The organism is Macrococcus sp. PK, from assembly GCF_022501545.1.
In the GTDB taxonomy this organism is placed as follows: domain Bacteria; phylum Bacillota; class Bacilli; order Staphylococcales; family Staphylococcaceae; genus Macrococcoides; species Macrococcoides epidermidis.
The window spans coordinates 124,301-143,811 of record NZ_JAEPRF010000009.1 but is presented as its reverse complement, the minus strand read 5'-3'; the positions used below and the strand labels follow the sequence as shown (position 1 = coordinate 143,811).

Below are 19,511 nucleotides of genomic sequence, written 5' to 3'. Positions count from 1 at the left end.
ACCGAAGGTATCAAATTGATAAATCCATGTTCTTAGTATTGAAGGTTGAATATCATATTTTCTACCCAATGAATCATAGCCAATATTTCCATCTTTATATTCTTTAATAATTCTTAATTTAAAATCAAGTTCATGCTTTTTATTCAAAATAAACACCCCTAAAGTTGAATTTTAAGGTTCAACTTTAGGGGTGCACTTCAGGTTGAGGGATGCTTTTTTAGGTGATGAAACTCATGTTATTTATTATTTGATTGAATGAGATGGTATTAAACTGCCTTCTTCTACAACACTCTTACCTATCGCTTCGGTGTATATCCTAACATATCAAAGAGTTCATTTTTCTCACTATCCGTTAAATCTTTCCACTGCCCTAACTTCAAGTCATCAACTAGTATATTCATCACACGTAGTCGACGTAACTGCTTTACTTCATATCCTAACGCTTCACACATACGTCGAATTTGTCTGTTAAGTCCTTGCGTGAGTATAATTTTAAAGGTCTTCGCATTCACTTTTGTAACGACAGCAGGTAAAGTTACTGTATCTAAAATTTCAACACCTTCAGACATTTGCTTGATAAAGTCCGCTGTTATCGGCTTATCTACTGTCACAATATATTCTTTCTCATGTTTGCCTTCTTTACGCAGAATTTCATTAACAATATCTCCGTCATTCGTCAGTAATATTAAACCTTCACTATCCTTATCTAAACGCCCAATATGAAATATACGTTCAGCGTGTCCAACGAAATCCACAATATTGCCTTTTATATGACGTTCTGTTGTAGATGTAATACCTCGTGGTTTATTGAGTTTAATATAGACATAGCCTTTATCAGTGTTTAAAGTCACTACTTTATTATCCACTTCAACAACATCACTTTCTGAAACTTTGCTACCAAGTTCTGCTTTCACACCGTTTATCTTAATGCGTCCCGCTTCTATCCATTTATCCGCACCACGTCTCGAACAAACCCCTGCTTCAGATAAAAATTTATTGATTCTCATCATAAATGCCTCCAAAAAAAGAAAGAGCATCTCAGCTCTTATCTTTAATAGTATTTTGAACGTACAAAATAGTGATCATATATAAATGTACCAAAAGGTATAAACGCCACGATGAAACCTGCAAGGGGCCATTTCCAGTCCCATTTCACCTTTATCGTCATCAACACTAAAGTCACAATATAGATCGTAAATAAAAATCCATGAATTGATCCTACTACTGTCACTACTTCAGGTTTACCAGCCATATATTTTAATGGCATTGCGATCCCCATTAACAATAGCAGTGACCCACCTTCTAAAAATCCAAAAAATCGAAATACACTTTTTAATGTTTGATTATTCATCTATAACGTCCTCATCTTCTTCTGTTACTGAACGAGATGCATTAAATTCTTTGTGCAATGCAACAGATTTAATCTGGTGGTTTTCAGCATCCAATACAACCCATTTATCATATTTAGTATCAACATAATCATCTTTATCGATATCTGGATTTTGAGCTTGCATCCACCCACCAATGGTATCTATATCTTCCGAATCTTCAAAAACGATGCCAAATTTCTCTTCGATATCATCCAATAATACACGACCATTTATCTGGTATGTGTTATCACCTGTTTTGATAATATCATTAACTTCATCTTCATCGAATTCATCTCGAATTTCACCAACGATTTCTTCTAAAATATCTTCCATCGTTAAAATACCAGCTGTTCCACCATATTCATCAATAACTAATGCGATATGTACACGCTCGCGTTGCATCTTAATCAGTGCATCACTAATACGCGTTACTTCATGAATCAATGGCAGGTCATGAATATGATCTTTAATACGTACAGGATCCCCTGAAGCATATTTCGTTAAAAATTCTTTTACGTTAATAAACCCGATAATATGGTCTTTATCACCATCTTCTGAAATTGGATAACGTGTAAATTGATGTTCATTAATAACTTCTAATAATTCATCAATATTAAATGGTTGTGTTAACGTAATCATTTGTGTACGTGGTACCATAATATCTTTTGCTAAACGTTCATCAAAGCTGAAGATATTTTGCATATATGCCAGTTCAGTATGATTAATTTCACCGCTTTGATAACTTTGCGTCATAATAATTTTAAGCTCTTCTTCACTCATCGCCTGTTCATGGTCAGCAGGTTGTACACCAAATATTCTTAAAATTAAACGTGCCGTAGCATTCATTGAATAAATTAATGGTTTCATAATAATCCCGAAGAAATATAAAGGTCTGGCAAATGCTAAAGTCATCTTTTCTGCATATTGAATCGCTAATGACTTCGGAGCTAATTCACCTATAACGACATGTATAAACGTAACGATAAAGAAACTTAAAAATACAGTAAGCGGCTTACTCATATCAGTTGGGATGTGTAACAAATGAAGCACCGGGTGAATTAAAGATTCGAATGTCGATTCTCCAATCCAACCTAAACCTAATGCTGTTACTGTAATCCCTAATTGACATGCAGATAAATAGTAATCTAAATGATGGACCATATGCTGTACAATTTTAGCAGCACTATTCCCTTCACTAACAAGTTGATCTATACGTGACGTTCGAACCTTTACTAAACTAAATTCTGATCCAACGAATAAAGCAGTAAGCAATATTAATAAAGCAAATAATAATAAACTTGATATGGTATGTATGTCCAATTAATTCCCTATGACTAGGGATTCACCTCCGGTTTTTGTTTAGTGACTACTGAAGTCACAAATGTTTGTTTGATATTTTTTAAAAGATTAAATGGAATGAAGTTAGTATCATGTAAATTTATGGCCTTCCCAATGGTAGTCACCTCCTGAGATAAAATTGAAAGACTAGGGTTATTTTAACACAAAAATACTCCTTTGTGTGAGAAAGGAGTATTACAATCCTTACGAATATGTAGCGATAAATTTTTGACTTAATGTATTAAAAGCTTCTGGCTGATCTATATTGCAAACATGCCCAGAATCTTTAATAATTTCTAAACCGAAGTTGGAATAATTATCAACTACTTTTTGTACAGGTGGAATAAATAAATAATCTTCGTCACCCATTAAAAAAAGTGTTGGAATCCTTTTTGTTGAAACTTGTAAATGACTTAAATATGGATTGATCAGTCGCGTTAAACTGAACCATTTCACAAATTGTTTCTGACTCATTTTCTTAGCTTCATTGATAAAAGCAAGACGAGATTCCTCATGCTCTTTACGAGGCATAATAATATAAGCAAAAAGTTTATATAATAACATATACGGAATAAAATTCTTTGAAATACGACCAACCATTAACAAAAACTTTGTGCGAATATCCAGACTGATAATCGCACCACCTAATACAAGAGAACGTACTCTATCCGGATATTCATCAGCAATCGTCTGAGCAACGATTGTCCCTAAACTCAAACTAATGATATGCGTACTTTTAATATTTAATTCATCAAGTACTTCAATTACCTCTGCAGCAAGTGTCTTAAACGAATCTGTCTTCTTCCATACAACTTCTGTCGACTTACCATGTCCTCTTAAATCGACAAGTAAGATATTGTAATCTTTACGAAAATATCTGATTTGTTTAAACCAAATGGTAGAGCTCCCACCAGCCCCATGGATAAAAGTAATCCAAGGGGCATTTTCATCTTTTATATACGTTTTATGATATAACATATTGATCATCCGTTCTCTAATTATGTAGCTTTAATTATTAATATTAAATTATACCCTATTATCATTATATTATACCACGGTTCTATATATTTTTTTGTGAACGTTTTCAATATTTCTCAGGAAATATCGTAAAATTTTATAAATCAAAAGAACACTTGAGTTATATTCAAGTGTTCTTTTGATGATTAAAATACTTTTATGGATTATGCTAATTCTACTTCTTCTTCTAATTCCGCTTCTGTTGGTTTCTTTTTAAGCAAGCCATAAATCACTGCTGACACAACAACACCAATGAATAATGCTAATAAGAACATTGGCCAATGACCTTTATCTAATCCAACTACGAAGATACCACCATGTGGTGCTGGTACACGACATCCAAATGCCATAGCGAGTGCGCCTGCTGTTGCACTACCAGCAATCATTGATGGAATAACACGCGCAGGATCAGCTGCTGCGAAAGGAATTGCACCTTCAGTAATAAATGATAATCCCATAACGATATTTGATAATAATGAACCTTTTTGAGTTTTTGTAAATTTATTTTTGAACATAATCATTGATAATGCGATAGCTAGTGGTGGTACCATACCACCAATCATAGCTGCAGTAATCGGCGCATAGTTACCTGCTTCAATTGCTGCAAATCCAAATGCGTATGATGCTTTGTTAAATGGACCACCCATATCGATGGCCATCATACCACCTAATACTAAACCTAGAATTACAATGTTTGTGCCGTTCATGCTGTTTAATGTATCTGCCATTAATTTATTTAACCAGCTTGCTGGTGGATTAACAACGTAGTACATTAATAACCCAGAACTTGCTACCCCTAATAACGGGAATAATAGTGTTGGTTTTAAACCATCTAATGATTGAGGCATACCACTTAATAATTTTTTAATACCTTCAACTAAATAACCTGCTAAGAAACCTGCAATTAAACCTCCTAAGAATCCTGAACCACCACTTACCGCTAACATACCACCAACCATACCTGGCGCTAAACCAGGACGGTCCGCAATACTCATAGCGATGAAACCTGCTAAGATGGGTACCATTAATGCGAATGCTGATTTGTTACCAACAGCCCATAACGCTTCAGCAAATGGATGATAATCTGATTTAGTAGGATCAAATGATGTAATACCAAACATGAAAGCAATCGCCATTAAAATACCACCTGCTACAACAAACGGTAACATATTTGATACACCTGACATTAAGTGTTTATAGAATCCTTTTTTCTCTTTGCTGCCTGAAGATTTCGCTTGTCCGCCTTTTGCTTCAAATAATGGACGTGTGTCATCCTGAGCCATATTGATTAACTCCTCAGGTCGTTTAATACCATCTGCTACAGGTACCATGACAACGTTCTTACCATGGAAACGATTTGTTTCAACGTTAACGTCTGCTGCTACAATGATTCCTTTAGCACGTGCTATTTCTTCATCAGTCAGACGGTTCTTAATCCCACCAGAACCATTCGTCTCAACTTTAATCGGTACGCCCATTTTCTTCGCCTGGTTTTTAAGTGCATCTGCTGCCATATACGTATGCGCAATTCCTGTTGGACATGCTGTAACTGCTAATACTAAATTGTCATTTGTAGCATTGCCAGTTGGTGCTAACACTACTTCTTCTTTTGTTTCTACTTCATCATTTTGTTCAATAATTTCTAATACTTCTTCTGCTGTTGCTGCATGTAATAATTGCGCGCGTACTTCTTCATTCATCAATATGCCTGATAACTTAGCTAATGCATCTAAATGTGTTTGTGCTCCACCGGCTGGCGCTGCAATCATAAAGAATAATGTTGCGGGTTGTCCATCAAGTGATTCATAATCAACACCTTCAATCGATTTACCGAAACCAATCGCAGGTTTAGCCACTGCATCCGTCTTAGCATGGGGAATTGCTACACCTTCTCCGACACCTGTTGTACTTTGAGCTTCACGTGCATGTATTGCTTCTTTATAGGCTTGTTTATCGTTTAATACACCAGCATTATAAAGTGTCTCAACTAATTCATCGATAACACCATCTTTAGTTGTAGCTGTAAGATCCATTGCAATCGTAGATTCTTTTAATAAATCTGTTATTCTCATGTTTACACCCCTATTTTCCTTCAATTTTTGTAATTGTAACTTTATTTATTATTGCAGCGATTTGCTCGCTTGTTGCCAAATCTTCTGTAAATGCAGTTGCAGTGCCGCATGATACTGCCTGTCTGAAACTTTCTTCTATTGACTTATTTTGTGCAAATCCAGCAACCATCCCAGCCACTGTTGAGTCTCCTGATCCTACTGTGTTAATGACCTTACCGTTAGGCACTGTAGCTTTATAACAAGCATCAGCTGTAACAAGTATGGCACCTTCTCCACCAAGAGATACAAGAACATGTTTTGCACCTTGTTCCATCAATAAACGTGCTGCCTGAATCGTATCATGATCATCCTTTATAGTAAGATTAAACATTTCTTCTAACTCTACTTTATTAGGTTTTACGAACTCTGGATGATACGGTAAAGTTTGAGTAAGCAATGATTTCTCTGCATCTACGACAAATGGAATGTGTTTCTCAGCACAAATTTGAGCAATCGTTGCATAAATATCATCTGGCATCGACTTTGGTACAGATCCTGCAATGATGACATAGTCTTCTGTCGTGAGTACTTTTATCTGATTCAGTAATGCTTCAAGGTTCGTTGCATTGACATCTGGCCCTGCAGCATTAATTTCTGTTTCAGTATCACCTTTTAACTTAACGTTAATGCGTGTATCCTCTTCAACAAGAATGAAGTCTGTGTGAATGTATGCAGATTCAAGTTCATTCTTAATAAATGCGCCAGGGAATCCTCCGATATACCCGAGTGCAGTGGATGGTTGATCTAATGCTTTTAATACACGAGATACGTTGATTCCTTTTCCTCCAGCGAACTTATGGGTCGTTGTTGCACGATTTAAACCACCTAAATCAAAATCTTGTGTAAACATGACATAATCAATCGATGGGTTTAATGTTATTGTATAAATCATATGTGCTCCTTTATATTAAGTATTTTTCATAGGGCTTAGTCTTCTCATTTTGCGCATTCGTAATAATAATGGTCTTTCCTTTTTCCAGATCACAAATTTTAGCAAATGTATATTCATCAAATTTTGAATCATCTATGAGAAAAAAAGATTTCTGTGCAATTTTCACAGCAAGTTGCTTTATATACGCTTCTTCAATATCCGGTGTAGATAATCCATGTTGAATGTGGATACCGTTTGCGCCCATAAAAGCTTTATCAAATCTGAATTGCTTTAAATTTTCAATTGCCTGAACACCGATAGATGCATATGTATCTTTTTTAATAAATCCACCAATCATATAAACTTCTATCCCTTTATCAACAAGCTGCGGAACGTGTGTTGCACCATTCGTAACAACGGTAATGTGTTGCTGTGATAAATACGGAATCATCGCTAATGTTGAACTACCAGCATCTAAATAGATACAATCATGATCTTTGACTTGTAAAGCAGCAATTTTTGCAATTTCATTTTTTTCTTCTACTTTGGTCGTCGATTTGACTGAAAACGCAATATCTCTATGTTTTTCAGTAAGTTTCTTCGCACCACCATGGACACGAATAAGTTTGCCTTCATTTTCTAATGTAGATAAATCTCTGCGAATCGTTGATTCACTACTTGAAGTTACATCCATCAGTAACTGTAGTGATATCACATCATGTGCCTCTAATAGATTAAGGATGGTTTCATGTCTTTTAATCGTTAGCACGTTCATCCCTCCTTGAATACACTCATATCTTAATTTATCCGAACATCAAAGTCAATCTTTTTCATCCAAAATCATTCATGATAAATTAATTTTCTTATAAAACGTCATAAAACGGTCATAGTTTATGAATAGATATAAAAAAACGTATGTTGTCAGTTAACAACATACGTTTTTTTATTTCTAGCATACTTTATTTACAGAATATCTCTGCCTAATGCTGCGGTATAGATCATAAACCATTCATTATCAGTCAGACTGTGATTTTGTGCTTGTAAAGCAACTTTCGTGCGTTCTAAACTTTGCGAACCGACAATCGGATGTATATTGTATGGCAAATGATTAATGAAACGATATGCAATATCATCAACTGTTGTGTTGTATTGATTTGCAATACCATTTAATACAGTCTGAACTTTTCCGGTTTCAAATATTTTTCCACCTGCTAGTGGGCTCCAAGCCATAATATCAACTTGCTTTGCCTTCATCGTTTCTAATGTGCCATCTTCGATATTTTCAAGGTTGAGTGGTGATAATTCAACCTGATTATAATCAAGTGACAATCCTTCATGCTGCATTGCTTGATTTAAACGGTCAAACTGATGTGCTTTAAAATTTGAAACGCCAAATTGTTTCACATAACCTTTTTGTTGTAACTGCTTTAAAGTTCCAGCCACAACTTCAGCATCAAGTAATGGAGAGGGGCGATGTAATAATAATAGATCAATTTCATCCACCTTCAGTTCTTTCAAACTTCTTTCAACAGATGCTTCAATATGCGCTTTACTATAGTCATATTTATGAAAATCAAATTGTGGCATTGTCTTTGATCTTAGCACAATACCACATTTCGTAACGATCTGCATTTTCTTTCTTAGTTCCGGCGTTAAGCTTAGCGCATCACCAAAAATCGTTTCGCACGTATAGTCTCCATAAATGTCAGCGTGGTCCATCGTAGTTACGCCTAGTTCAATGAGCTCATGTAAATATCTATTTAAAGCTTCCTTATTATATTGCCATGTATTCAATCTCCAAAATCCCTGAACTACTTTAGACATTTCCATAACGTATTCCCCCGTCTTTTATCCAAATTGTAATAGATCTAATTGATTTAATAACTTTTCTTTATTTAGTTGTTCACCGATAATGACTAACTTTAATGGCAAATTCATCATTTCTTCTTCGTATTGAGGTATGCCATATGCATATTGGAAGAGCACAACCTGTGTAGGGTTTTCTCTAAATTTTATAAATCCTTTAATCCGAAGAATTTCATCCGGTAAAGTTCTCAGCCACTCTACGAATTGTCGTGCGTCTATTGCACCACTAAACTCATATACGATTGATTGTATACCGTGATGCATATGGTTATGTGCATCAATATGAGCACCATAATATTCAAGCTGTGCTGTGTCTAAGGTACAATACGTAGTTTGTATCTGCTTTGCTTTTGGATTTAGGTCTGTTACTTGCTGAATAATTTGTTGCTGCTCATCTTCAGTGACTAAATCCATCTTATTTAATATGACAACATGTGCATATTTCACTTGTTCTTCCATTAAATGCTTCACAGTGTATGAGAATTTATTACGATCCAAAAATCTTGAACAATCCAGAATCGTTGTTATATTTAAAACTTGAGCAATTTTAGTCACTGTTGGTTCGGTACATGCATCATATATTTCTACAGGATGAGCCACTCCTGTTGCTTCTATAATAATAAGTTCAGGATGATGACGATGATAGAGGTCATTAATTTGAATTGCAACATCACTTTTAAGATCACAGCATATACATCCATTCAATAATTCATTATATGGTGTTTCCTCACCAAGAATTTTAGAATCAATATTAAAACCACCTAATTCATTCATAAGGATAGCAATTTTTTTGTTTTGATTCTTTTTTATGATTTGCGCAAGTAAAGTTGTTTTTCCGCTTCCCAAAAATCCACTTATAATTAAAATATTCATTTTTCTCTCTTGATTCAAAATATTCATCTCCATTATATAAATAATATGTATTGTATTTAAAGACTTATTTATGTAATAAGTATAGACCTTTGAACATATTAACAATTTACATACAAAAAGATTGTAAATTAGCTTGAAAAATGTTTGTAAATATAATATGTTAATTAAGAACAAATTAGGTTATTTCGTGTTTATAGAGTATACTGATATTAAGATATATACCTTTACATGACATTAATTGTTTAGCATACATATATAGGAGGCACAAAATGACAGAACATTTCAAGCTAGACAATCAGCTTTGTTTTAGCTTATACAACGCGCAAAGACAAGTAAACCGATATTATTCCAACAAAATCTTTAAGCAATATAACCTAACCTACCCACAGTATCTTGTTTTACAAATACTTTGGACATCATCTCCAGTTAACGTGAAAAAATTAGTCACTGAACTTTCATTAGATACAGGTACAATTTCACCGTTACTAAAACGTATGGAAACGAATGGTTTAATTATGCGTGTACGTTCAGAATTAGATCAACGTGAAGTATTTGTCCATCTTACAGATAAAAGCAAAGAAATTCAATCACACCTTGAAGGTGCTACAGATATATTAAAAGAAGTTTCTCAATTTACTGATGATGAATATAATGAATTCGGTAAGTTATTGAATAAATTAATCCACAGCTTACGAGAACAAGAATAAATGAAGATACCGAACACAAATTTAGAATTTGTGCTCGGTATTTTATTATCGTTTAATCCATGAGATACCAATTGTCCCATATCCTAAATGTACACCTGCTACAGGTACTAATATTTCACTAACGATATTAATTTCAGGATACGCTTCTCTTAACCACTCGATATAAATATTTGCTTCCTCTTTGTCGCCAGCATATACAACACAAATTTCTTTCGGTTTAAATTCAGCAAGATTTTTCTCAACCTGCTTTTTTACAGCATCTACTACTTTTTTCTTCGTTCTTACTTTATCTACCGGATATATACTGCCATCTTCAAATTGTAATACTAAATGAATATTTAATAATCCAGCCATAAAACTTTGTGTTTTTGACACTCGACCACTTTTCTTCATTTGATCTAAATTTTTAGGATTTAATACTAATACTGCATCTTCAGCATATCTTTTTAAAGTTTCCACAATTTCTTCGAATGATTTACCTTCAGCATTCATCTCTTTACCAGCTTCAATCATTGCTTTTATCGGATAGCTACCAATCTTACTATCAATTACTGCTGAAGTGATATTCACTTCTTGGCTCGCTATCACTGAGCTTTGAAATGATCCAGTAAGTTTACTAGAAGGATGTATTGCGATGATATGCGTATATCCTAACTTTTCAATTTCTTCATACACATCGTGAATCGCCTTAAAATTAGGTTGAGTCGTTTTTGCACCATCACCATATTCTTTAAGCAAGGTATAAAATTCTTCTACAGATAATTCTGCCTGATCCTGATAATGTTTTTCGTTCAAAATAACACCCATCGGCACTACAAATGTATCTTTTTCACCTATTATACAGCCTGATGACGTGTCAGTTACCCAAGCAATCTTGTTCATGATGTACCTCCTTTTATTTATTTCATCATATCATAAAATGATTCAAATATTTAATTTATATAACAATATTTTATTTCAAAAGTTATAATCTTGGTTATGAATAAGATTATTATTAATATATTATTTTATACTGATAACAATTGTTGCTGAAGTAACTGATAAAACCTTGAATTTTGTTCGTGTAATAAAGATCCTGCACCCTCTTCAATCATTTGCCCATCCTCAATGAGATAAAGCTTATCACAATGATTAAATACCGATAAATCATGCGAAACCATTATAATCGTTGTTGATTGTAATTGATTTAAATAATCAAGCATAATCTTCTGATTCGCTTTATCAACACCATTAAATGGTTCGTCCATTATCCAGACATCTTTATTGCGTAAAATCATGCGTATAAAATGTAATCGTTTCTTTTCTCCACCTGATAAATTCTCGCCAAATGAGTGTATCATTGTTTCACTGTTAAATGGCAATTGAAATTGTTCTAAAAGCTGATTTAACTGATGAGGATTTACATCTACAAACATATTTTCTGCAACAGTTCCATTGATAAAATGATTATGCTGTTCCATTACATTAAACATCTGTAAAAGATTAGCCGGTGTTTTTATCATCTTTCCATTTAATAAATAATCACCTTTAATTTTTTCTAATCCAAGCATCGTTTTTAATAACGTAGTTTTACCTGCACCACTTTGCCCGGCGATACCCACAAATTCACCCTGATGAACAGTCATATTAATATTAGAATGGCGTTGATCGACGATTACATCTGCGAGCTGTATTGTATGAACCTTTTCTTCTATATTTTGATAGTGGACGCGTTCATTCAATGTGTCAAGATGATTAATCGATTGGTCCGTTTCTACTTTATGATATGGATAGTGAATCATAGGAATACTCATTTCAAAAAGTGTTATCGCTACCATTACGATACTTAAATACATCAGTGTATTTCGGGTTGGATCAAACATCATTACATATATTACTAAAAATATAGCAATCATCGCGATAAGATTTAATAAAAAATCATACAGGATAATGATACTATGTTCTTTCTTAATTGCCTGTTCCATATTGCGTTGTTTTTGTACAAGCTGTTGCTGATAATTATCCGATTTATCAAATACTGCCAGTGCTTCCTGGGCAAGATGATAATCTAAAAGGTGATGTTCAAATTGATTTGTTGCTTCTATTTTTTTATTCACTACCCTTTTTAAAAATCTTGTAATCACAGTCGGCAATAATATGGTTAATAACAACATCGCAATAAATAATACGATAACTGCATATATACTATACTGAGCATAAATACAAGTTACAATTACTGTAGTAATCATAGCGATGACAGGTGGATAAATGACTCTGAGCAGAAGATTCTGTAGTTTCTCAACATCATTTACAGTGCGATTTAATAATGTTGATAAATGATATTTTGAATGAATTGTTATAAAGTTTTCGAGTAGATGACGCACAGTTGTTACACGCACATCTTTTAACATTTCAAATGTAGCTTCATGACTAATGAGACGTTCGAAATATTTACAGATCGCACGGACGACGCCAAATAATTTAATAGTCGCTACTAACGTCATTAAAGTATAGAGCGGTACTTGATAGGCACTCTTTGACAACATTAGCCCGCTAAGACTGAACATCCCGATTGCAGTGAGACCACCAATCGTTCCTATGATTATAGCGATGATAAGTGATTTTCTTGTCATTTTTGAAATATAGCGCACTATATCACCTCCGAAACTTTCACTTTATCATGTATACTTACTTGACCATTTTTCACGCGCACTACATGAGATGCTGATTCTATCGTATTTTTATTATGTGCAATAACAAATACAGTACTTATGTCTTTAAGTTTATTGATTGCTTCATTTATGATGTGTTCACTGTCTATATCTAACATCGCTGTCGGTTCGTCAAAGATAACGAGTGCTTTAGGTTGAACGAAGACTCTCAGTAACATTAATCGTCTTGCTTCGCCACCCGATAATTGTCGGGCACCTTGACCGATGATGGTATCGTATCCTTCAGGCATATTATTAAACAAGTCATGTAATTTTAATTGTTCTGCATACTGATACACAATATTCTCGTCGATATGCTGAAACATCGTAATGTTATTCATTATCGATGTGTTTAATATAATCGGGTCCTGAGATAAATAGACGATATTATCTTTCAAATATTCAGGTAATTTTATTTCACCTGTTGCATACTGCAGCTGAGCAATCACTTTAGCAAGCGTTGATTTACCAGCGCCACTCGGTCCTGCAATTACATAATGATGCATCGGTATTTCAGTATCGATAGATAATAGATAATCACTATCTGGATACCTCACTTTCATATTGTTAAATGCGATTGTGTTTTTTTGGTGATACGAAATATTTGTTGTCTGCACCTGTTCATCTAACGAAGATTCAATAAGGTCACCGTAACCACTTGATTGTTTACCTGTATGAAATGCGAGCCCTAAATCTTTTAAGGCATTGTAAAATTCAGGTGCTAGCATAAGCACAACTACCGCCACATAAAATGATACTGTTTTAAATACGATGAGTGATAATCCAATTTCCAGAGCAATTATACCAATAGATAACATAGAGACAAACTCAAGCATCAACGTAGATAAAAATGCCGTCTTTAATATTTTCATTGTATTATCTTTGTACTGTACGGAGTAATCTTCAATTTTCCCCATCGCTTTATCATCATATTTAAATAGTTTAATTGTCATAATTCCTTTCATGACATTTAAAAAATAATTTGAAAAATGATTTAATGAAAGCATCTGATCCGTTGCTTTTTTAGCAGTATTGATACCGATAATAATATAGAATATCGGTATAAAAGGCGCTGTGATACACATAATCAGTGCTGTTTGGTAATGAAAGTTAAATAAAAATAAGATGATCATCAATGGAATTAACATCGATTTATATACTTGTGGTAAATAATCTGCAAAAAATGGATGAACTCCTTCCACCCCCTGCTGACTAAAATTCATCAGTTCACCTGCATCATTATTTTTAAATAAAATCCTGTTTCTTAATTTATTTTTTATCTTATGACTTAACAGATGTCCACTGTACTTTATTAGAGACTGGATGACCGCTCTGGAGACTAATATCAATAAAATTACAACTAAAGTCTGAGAGATTTGATATTGGTGGTTTGTTAAAATAAAATCAATGACTTTACCAATTTCTAAACTTTGCGTAATGATAATGACACTTAACATGATACTTAAAATGAATAACAGTATATGAATACCGATAAATGGTTTAGTGAGTTGTGTTAAAAATTTCACATAATCCCTCCTCGAATGCATTATAGCATTTATTCTTCATTAAGTATAAATAGTGCATTCTGACGGATTATGCTATAATTTTATAGAATTTAAAAAGTATATTAAAGGTGGTTCACTCATGGAATTTTTCGAATTAATTAAAGCGCTCATCCTTGGTATCGTTGAAGGATTAACAGAGTTCGCTCCCGTATCATCAACCGGACATCAAATACTTGTTGATGATATGTGGTTACAAACAAAACAAGTACTTGGCAGCCAGGAATCTGCAAACACATTTAAGATTGTGATTCAGCTTGGTTCAATTTTTGCAGCAGCCTGGATTTTCCGTCATCGTTTCTTAGAAATGTTTCATCTTGAAAAAGATAAAACACCACATCCATCCGGAAAAAAACTAAATTTATTACATGTCTTTATCGGGTTATTACCTGCAGGAATCATGGGTCTATTATTTGATGATTTTATCGATGAGCATTTATTTTCTGTACCAACTGTATTAATCGGTTTAGCATTAGGGGCATTCCTAATGATCGCTGCAGATCTTTATGCTAAGAAAGTCCCTAATCCAACAACAGTAGATGAAATCAGTTACAAAAATGCATTAATTATCGGTATCGCACAATGTTTAGCATTGTGGCCAGGTTTCTCTAGATCAGGTTCTACTATTTCTACAGGTGTTCTGTTGAAGATGAATCATAAAGCAGCAAGTGACTTTACTTTTATTATGGCAGTACCCATTATGTTTGCGGCAAGTGCTAAAAGTTTAATCAGCAATATCGATTATATCCAGAGCAATCAGATTATGTTCTATATCGTAGGTTTCATCGCTGCATTTATTTTCGGTGTATTATCCATTCAATTATTCTTAAATTTAATCAATCGTGTTAAATTAATTCCTTTCGCAATTTACCGTTTAGTATTAGTTGCTGTCATCGCAATTTTATATTACGGATTCGGCATTGGACATGGAATTTAACGATACTTTTTATAATACAACTCACACGTGAGTTGTATTTTTATTTCACTTTTTCATAGTGAAAAAAGTGATTTTTATTATATTTCTGATTCAATAAGTGATATAATAAATCTATTATTTACACCACACCTTTAAGGAGCATTTATGCCACAAAATTCGTTAGACTATCAAATGTATCTTGCGCAGCGTGAGATTATTAAATTTTATAATCGAAATTTATTAAAAGACAAACAATTAAGTTACCAACATTATCTCGTATTAATGGTATTGCATGAAGAAAAAGTGATGCCGGTTCTTCAACTTGGTGAACGCCTGGCATTTCAATCTGGAACGATTACTCCCATCTTAAAAAAGATGGAAGCACGTGGTATCGTCTCTCGTCATAGAAGTGATGCGGATGAACGTATCGTGATGATTCAACTGACTGAGGAAGGTGAATCATTAGTCAAAGATTTATATAAAGTGCCTCTACAAATGTTTAAAGCAAGTAAATTAGAAGCTGAAGACTATAAAAAACTTATGGCATATAGCAAGAAAATTGTAGACAATGTCACATATGAATAGTTTTAAATGATAACGAAGTTACATAAATAACTTCGTTATCTTTTTATATATAAGGGTAAATACTATATAATAATGACTATTAATAGGTTAAAAGGAGAATCAGGCTATGAAAAAAGAAACGATAAAATCAGTAATAAATGTAGCTGCTTTAATATTAGTACCCCTTTATAATGAACGTCATCGCATAAAAGATCATGAAGAAGTTCAAAAAGCGACTGCTTTATCTTTGAAAGCGATGGATACTACAAAAGAAGTTGGCGTTAAAACGAAAGACAAAGTTGTACATACGTCTCATAATGTGGCGAAGGCTGCTCATACTGTTAAAAGTGCAACAGTAGGTACAGCTCAATTTGTGAGCCAAAAAGCACAGGATAGTAAGAAAAAACATCAATATAACCAACAAATGAATTTATATAAAAAGAACGATAAATTAGCTCAAAAAAATGAAAAGAAACTTCAAAAAGAAATTAATAAGTTAGACAATAATTTATCTAAACATATTGAAGATCGTCGTAATGAAGAAGATAAAAATATAATTGCACGACAAAAAGAGCTAAAAAAAGAAATGAAAAAATACATAAACTATGAAGCAAAACTACCTGAGGAAAATATTAATCTTTCGCCTGTGCAAGTGAAAAAAGTAAATCGCAAAGATCAAAAAGCTATCAATCAGCTTGCAAAGAGATTAGAAGCAACAATGAACACACGTCACGCAGAAGAAGTTAAAATAATCAAAGCGCAACAAAGCGCAATGATCAAAGAAATGAAAAAATACATAAACTACAAGTTTAAAACGCCGAAACAAAAGCGTTCTCTATTTAGCTTTAATAAAACTGCTACCAACAATGAAGAAAACAAGTTTACTAACAAACTACAATCACAATCATTGGTAAGCACCACTAATCTTTCTGCTACACCACAAAAAGAAAAGACGCAGAAGACTGCAGTAAAAGCAGAAGAAAACTATGACAATGCTCAGTTATTCGAAAAGCATCGTCAAATGATGGCGCAGCAAATTGACAATCGTTAATCGGATTATTGTCGATGCAGATAGTTCTCCTGTCATTCACGAAGTGATACATGTCGCTGAAATGTACAAGCTCAAAGTGTTGCTCGTTAAAGACTTTGCACACTTTACAATGCAAGACTATCCTGAATTTGTGGATACGAAGTATGTTGATACAGGTAACGATAGCGCAGATTACGAAATTAAAAGGATTGCTACGAAGCATGATATCGTCGTTACTGGAGATTACGGTTTAGCGAGTCTATTAATCAATCATGCCATCGTGATGCATCACAATGGCAATATGTATACGAAAGATAATATCGATTTATTGTTATTAACACGTTATCATAATCAGATTGAACGCAATGCAGGAAAAAGAATTAAAGGTCCTTCAAAGTTTACAATGAATGATCGCCATACTTTTGTATCTCATTTAGAACAATGTATTGAAAAAAACTTAGCACCTTAACTGCTAAGTTTTTTTGATAATACTTTTAATTTTGATAATCCTTGATGAACAATGCGTTTCTCATCTTTAAATCCTGATTTAATAAAAGCATAATATGCATCATTATTTACATTTACCATTAAATAAATCGCTGTAATTTCTGGATGATGTTCTAATAAATATCGCTCTAGTGCTGCAAGCGATGCTTTAAAATAACCTTTATTCTGCTCAGAAAAATTAATTGAAAGGCCACGTAAATATACTGCATGTTGAGGTGCACCAATCTTCTCTAATATCTCGCCTGCCTCTAATGCAAATACACCGATGAGACGGTCCTGTTCTTCAATGATAAATGGGATGTATTGTGGTTTATTTCGTGTTAGTATAAATCTTGGATGACCTGCATACACCATTTGTCTTGCTGGTAATTCATAATGACTCAAATCGATGTCAGTTATTGTGTCTACCGGTTTAATGTTAATCAAGATATTCACTCCATTTCATTACAACTTATAATACCATAAAAGAAAGGATTTTTTACATGAAAAATATCGCTGTATATTGCGGATCAAATAAAGGCGTTCATCCTAACTATGAGTTATTTGCTTCTGAACTTGGTAAAACACTCGTTAAAAATAATATAGGATTGGTTTTTGGTGGCGGTAAAGTTGGTTTAATGGGTGTTATTGCTGATAGTGTCATCAATAACGATGGTCGCGCAATTGGCGTAATCCCAAACTTTTTACAAGAAAAAGAAGTGGCACATCCAAATCTAACGGAACTTTATACTGTAGATACGATGCATCAACGTAAAGATATGATGTCTTCATTATGTGATGGTTATATCATGATGCCAGGTGGCGCCGGAACGCTTGAAGAATTTTTCGAAATATTTACTTGGGCGCAACTCGGCCTGCATCAAAAACCAATTGGCATCCTGAATGTCGATGGTTTCTATAATCCATTAATCGAAATGTTAGAAAAAATGATGCAGGATGGATTTATCGGTGAACATTATCGTCATCTTGCCATCGTTGAAAGTGATCCTGATACATTGATTGACAAGATGAACAATGCAACACCCGTAAGTGTTAAGCGTTATGATGAAAAATAATCTTGTTCGCTCAACACTTTAATACCATTTCTAATTAACAAGGCGGTTGTAACACCTACGCCTTGTTTTTTTGTGCCGCTAAATGTGCCATCATAGATTTGATTGTTACCACAACTTGGACTATTAGCCTTTAATATAACAGTATCTATATTTTCAGTTAATAGTATCTTTAATGTTGCTTCTGCACCTTTTACAAATGCTGCAGTTACATCTTTATTGCCAGCCGTCATCACTTTTGCCTGTCCATCTAATACATCAAATCCGTCTCCACCGATAATCTCTGCTGGTTCACGTGGTACATTTAAGCCACCCAGAAGTTCGGGACAAGCATGTATCGCCTTGCCTTCATTTATGAGTTCTATAAGACGTGTATCACCTTGCGAGCCACCATCATATCTTACATATGCTCCTATTAAACAACTACTGATTAATATCATTTATATCACTTCCAGATAAATATTTATGAAATAACACTTGTTCATTCAATGGATGACGCTCATTTATCAATGGATGTTGAAATGAACGAACAAATGTCATATTTAACTTTTCCATTATTCTTCTGCTCGGTCTATTCATTAAACTTGTATAACTATATACTTCTTTAATGCCTTTTTGTTGAGCATAGTGTAATACACCTCGTGCTCCTTCAGTAGCATATCCTTGATGCCAAAATGCTTTTCTTAGACGCCAGCCAATCTCATAACAAGGCATAAAGGGTAGATTAAAATGTCTTGTCGGAATTAAATACTGCATCCCGATAAAACCGATAAATTCATTTGTTTCTTTCAAGGAAACTGCGAAAAGACCTAACTCATGTTGTGTAATTTCAGCCTGCATGATATAAAAGGCAATTTCACTTCTCGCACTGCTCATTACATCCGGAAAATAACGTCGTACATCAAAATCACTATTCATTGCCTGAAATTTCGGTAAATCACTTTCCTGCCAATCTCTAAATAATAATCTCTCGGTCTCAAAATATATCATGATATCCTCCTGTTGATATAAATATACCAAATTCAACGTCTAACTTA

The 19,511-nt window shown here is 33.8% G+C and carries 22 protein-coding genes; 6 read left to right on the top strand and 16 right to left on the bottom strand.

Features of this window, described 5'->3' with window-relative positions; all coding sequences use genetic code 11:
* From JJJ02_RS07925 to JJJ02_RS07880, 10 genes are all read right to left on the bottom strand, one after another.
* A partial coding sequence (locus JJJ02_RS07925; protein WP_240837207.1) for a transposase occupies window positions 1–156 on the bottom strand: 156 nt, incomplete at its 3' end.
* Window positions 157–296: 140 nt separating this feature from the next.
* Entirely contained in the window at window positions 297–1,007 is a 711-nt protein-coding gene (locus tag JJJ02_RS07920) for a pseudouridine synthase (RefSeq protein ID WP_111714251.1), read from the bottom strand.
* 44 nt (window positions 1,008–1,051) lie between these two features.
* Window positions 1,052–1,351 carry a DUF3817 domain-containing protein gene (locus JJJ02_RS07915; protein WP_111714250.1) on the bottom strand — a complete coding sequence of 100 codons (300 nt, stop codon included), beginning with the start codon at window positions 1,349–1,351 and terminating at the stop codon, window positions 1,052–1,054.
* Complete coding sequence (locus tag JJJ02_RS07910; RefSeq protein ID WP_240838265.1) at window positions 1,344–2,690, bottom strand: hemolysin family protein; 1,347 nt, start codon at window positions 2,688–2,690, stop codon at window positions 1,344–1,346. Before JJJ02_RS07910 ends, JJJ02_RS07915 begins: the two co-directional genes overlap by 8 nt.
* Before the next feature lie 222 nt (window positions 2,691–2,912).
* Window positions 2,913–3,686, bottom strand: coding sequence for an alpha/beta fold hydrolase (locus tag JJJ02_RS07905; protein WP_111714248.1), 774 nt, complete (start codon window positions 3,684–3,686; stop codon window positions 2,913–2,915).
* A gap of 203 nt (window positions 3,687–3,889) precedes the next feature.
* On the bottom strand, window positions 3,890–5,797 hold the full coding sequence (locus JJJ02_RS07900) for a PTS fructose transporter subunit IIABC (protein ID WP_240838263.1): 1,908 nt from the start codon (window positions 5,795–5,797) through the stop codon (window positions 3,890–3,892).
* A gap of 10 nt (window positions 5,798–5,807) precedes the next feature.
* Entirely contained in the window at window positions 5,808–6,728 is a 921-nt protein-coding gene (gene pfkB / locus JJJ02_RS07895) for a 1-phosphofructokinase (protein WP_239242365.1), read from the bottom strand.
* Window positions 6,729–6,738: 10 nt separating this feature from the next.
* Window positions 6,739–7,482 (bottom strand): DeoR/GlpR family DNA-binding transcription regulator, encoded by a 744-nt coding sequence (locus JJJ02_RS07890; protein WP_239242366.1) that lies wholly within the window; start codon window positions 7,480–7,482, stop codon window positions 6,739–6,741.
* 188 nt (window positions 7,483–7,670) lie between these two features.
* The gene (locus JJJ02_RS07885) at window positions 7,671–8,537 is read right to left on the bottom strand and encodes an aldo/keto reductase (RefSeq protein ID WP_111714244.1); all 867 of its coding nucleotides are present in this window, start codon (window positions 8,535–8,537) and stop codon (window positions 7,671–7,673) included.
* A gap of 18 nt (window positions 8,538–8,555) precedes the next feature.
* Complete coding sequence (locus JJJ02_RS07880; RefSeq protein ID WP_240838261.1) at window positions 8,556–9,446, bottom strand: CobW family GTP-binding protein; 891 nt, start codon at window positions 9,444–9,446, stop codon at window positions 8,556–8,558.
* Window positions 9,447–9,715: 269 nt separating this feature from the next.
* On the opposite strand from JJJ02_RS07880, the gene JJJ02_RS07875 reads away from it, so the two are divergent.
* Window positions 9,716–10,153 carry a MarR family winged helix-turn-helix transcriptional regulator gene (locus tag JJJ02_RS07875; protein ID WP_111714242.1) on the top strand — a complete coding sequence of 146 codons (438 nt, stop codon included), beginning with the start codon at window positions 9,716–9,718 and terminating at the stop codon, window positions 10,151–10,153.
* 45 nt (window positions 10,154–10,198) lie between these two features.
* Here JJJ02_RS07875 and JJJ02_RS07870 read toward each other — a convergent pair whose 3' ends face one another.
* From JJJ02_RS07870 to JJJ02_RS07860, 3 genes are all read right to left on the bottom strand, one after another.
* A complete protein-coding gene (locus JJJ02_RS07870; RefSeq protein WP_111714241.1) occupies window positions 10,199–11,035 on the bottom strand; it encodes a DegV family protein in 837 nt (278 codons plus the stop codon).
* Between the two features lie 125 nt (window positions 11,036–11,160).
* A complete protein-coding gene (locus JJJ02_RS07865; protein WP_240838260.1) occupies window positions 11,161–12,783 on the bottom strand; it encodes an amino acid ABC transporter ATP-binding/permease protein in 1,623 nt (540 codons plus the stop codon).
* Window positions 12,783–14,369 (bottom strand): ABC transporter ATP-binding protein/permease, encoded by a 1,587-nt coding sequence (locus tag JJJ02_RS07860; protein WP_239242369.1) that lies wholly within the window; start codon window positions 14,367–14,369, stop codon window positions 12,783–12,785. The genes JJJ02_RS07865 and JJJ02_RS07860 overlap by 1 nt, the downstream gene beginning before the upstream one ends.
* A 118-nt stretch (window positions 14,370–14,487) precedes the next feature.
* On the opposite strand from JJJ02_RS07860, the gene JJJ02_RS07855 reads away from it, so the two are divergent.
* The 4 genes from JJJ02_RS07855 (at window position 14,488) to JJJ02_RS07840 (ending at window position 17,384) form a co-directional block, all read left to right on the top strand.
* A complete protein-coding gene (locus JJJ02_RS07855; RefSeq protein WP_111714238.1) occupies window positions 14,488–15,342 on the top strand; it encodes an undecaprenyl-diphosphate phosphatase in 855 nt (284 codons plus the stop codon).
* Window positions 15,343–15,486: 144 nt separating this feature from the next.
* Window positions 15,487–15,906, top strand: coding sequence for a MarR family winged helix-turn-helix transcriptional regulator (locus JJJ02_RS07850; protein ID WP_111714237.1), 420 nt, complete (start codon window positions 15,487–15,489; stop codon window positions 15,904–15,906).
* Between the two features lie 106 nt (window positions 15,907–16,012).
* Window positions 16,013–16,936, top strand: coding sequence for a hypothetical protein (locus tag JJJ02_RS07845; protein ID WP_239242370.1), 924 nt, complete (start codon window positions 16,013–16,015; stop codon window positions 16,934–16,936).
* On the top strand, window positions 16,923–17,384 hold the full coding sequence (locus tag JJJ02_RS07840; RefSeq protein ID WP_239242371.1) for a YaiI/YqxD family protein: 462 nt from the start codon (window positions 16,923–16,925) through the stop codon (window positions 17,382–17,384). The genes JJJ02_RS07845 and JJJ02_RS07840 overlap by 14 nt, the downstream gene beginning before the upstream one ends.
* On the opposite strand, the gene JJJ02_RS07835 is transcribed toward JJJ02_RS07840, so the two are convergent.
* On the bottom strand, window positions 17,381–17,848 hold the full coding sequence (locus JJJ02_RS07835; RefSeq protein WP_239242372.1) for a GNAT family N-acetyltransferase: 468 nt from the start codon (window positions 17,846–17,848) through the stop codon (window positions 17,381–17,383). The genes JJJ02_RS07840 and JJJ02_RS07835 overlap by 4 nt on opposite strands.
* A 56-nt stretch (window positions 17,849–17,904) precedes the next feature.
* On the opposite strand from JJJ02_RS07835, the gene JJJ02_RS07830 reads away from it, so the two are divergent.
* A complete protein-coding gene (locus tag JJJ02_RS07830) occupies window positions 17,905–18,477 on the top strand; it encodes an LOG family protein (protein WP_239242373.1) in 573 nt (190 codons plus the stop codon).
* Here the strand turns inward: JJJ02_RS07830 and JJJ02_RS07825 are convergent.
* Both JJJ02_RS07825 and JJJ02_RS07820 read right to left on the bottom strand, forming a co-directional pair.
* Entirely contained in the window at window positions 18,462–18,914 is a 453-nt protein-coding gene (locus JJJ02_RS07825; RefSeq protein WP_111714233.1) for a 2-thiouracil desulfurase family protein, read from the bottom strand. The genes JJJ02_RS07830 and JJJ02_RS07825 overlap by 16 nt on opposite strands.
* Window positions 18,898–19,467, bottom strand: coding sequence for a GNAT family N-acetyltransferase (locus tag JJJ02_RS07820; protein ID WP_239242472.1), 570 nt, complete (start codon window positions 19,465–19,467; stop codon window positions 18,898–18,900). Before JJJ02_RS07820 ends, JJJ02_RS07825 begins: the two co-directional genes overlap by 17 nt.
* Window positions 19,468–19,511: the final 44 nt, after the last annotated feature.

Bases quoted from the DNA above. Each gene is read 5' to 3' on its own strand.
- JJJ02_RS07920 (WP_111714251.1), bottom strand. From the start codon at position 1,007: ATGAGAATCAATAAATTTTTATCTGAAGCAGGGGTTTGTTCGAGACGT.
- JJJ02_RS07915 (WP_111714250.1), bottom strand. From the start codon at position 1,351: ATGAATAATCAAACATTAAAAAGTGTATTTCGATTTTTTGGATTTTTA.
- JJJ02_RS07905 (WP_111714248.1), bottom strand. From the start codon at position 3,686: ATGTTATATCATAAAACGTATATAAAAGATGAAAATGCCCCTTGGATT.
- JJJ02_RS07900 (WP_240838263.1), bottom strand. From the start codon at position 5,797: ATGAGAATAACAGATTTATTAAAAGAATCTACGATTGCAATGGATCTT.
- pfkB (WP_239242365.1), bottom strand. From the start codon at position 6,728: ATGATTTATACAATAACATTAAACCCATCGATTGATTATGTCATGTTT.
- JJJ02_RS07890 (WP_239242366.1), bottom strand. From the start codon at position 7,482: ATGAACGTGCTAACGATTAAAAGACATGAAACCATCCTTAATCTATTA.
- JJJ02_RS07885 (WP_111714244.1), bottom strand. From the start codon at position 8,537: ATGGAAATGTCTAAAGTAGTTCAGGGATTTTGGAGATTGAATACATGG.
- JJJ02_RS07880 (WP_240838261.1), bottom strand. From the start codon at position 9,446: ATGAATATTTTAATTATAAGTGGATTTTTGGGAAGCGGAAAAACAACT.
- JJJ02_RS07875 (WP_111714242.1), top strand. From the start codon at position 9,716: ATGACAGAACATTTCAAGCTAGACAATCAGCTTTGTTTTAGCTTATAC.
- JJJ02_RS07870 (WP_111714241.1), bottom strand. From the start codon at position 11,035: ATGAACAAGATTGCTTGGGTAACTGACACGTCATCAGGCTGTATAATA.
- JJJ02_RS07855 (WP_111714238.1), top strand. From the start codon at position 14,488: ATGGAATTTTTCGAATTAATTAAAGCGCTCATCCTTGGTATCGTTGAA.
- JJJ02_RS07850 (WP_111714237.1), top strand. From the start codon at position 15,487: ATGCCACAAAATTCGTTAGACTATCAAATGTATCTTGCGCAGCGTGAG.
- JJJ02_RS07845 (WP_239242370.1), top strand. From the start codon at position 16,013: ATGAAAAAAGAAACGATAAAATCAGTAATAAATGTAGCTGCTTTAATA.
- JJJ02_RS07830 (WP_239242373.1), top strand. From the start codon at position 17,905: ATGAAAAATATCGCTGTATATTGCGGATCAAATAAAGGCGTTCATCCT.
- JJJ02_RS07825 (WP_111714233.1), bottom strand. From the start codon at position 18,914: ATGATATTAATCAGTAGTTGTTTAATAGGAGCATATGTAAGATATGAT.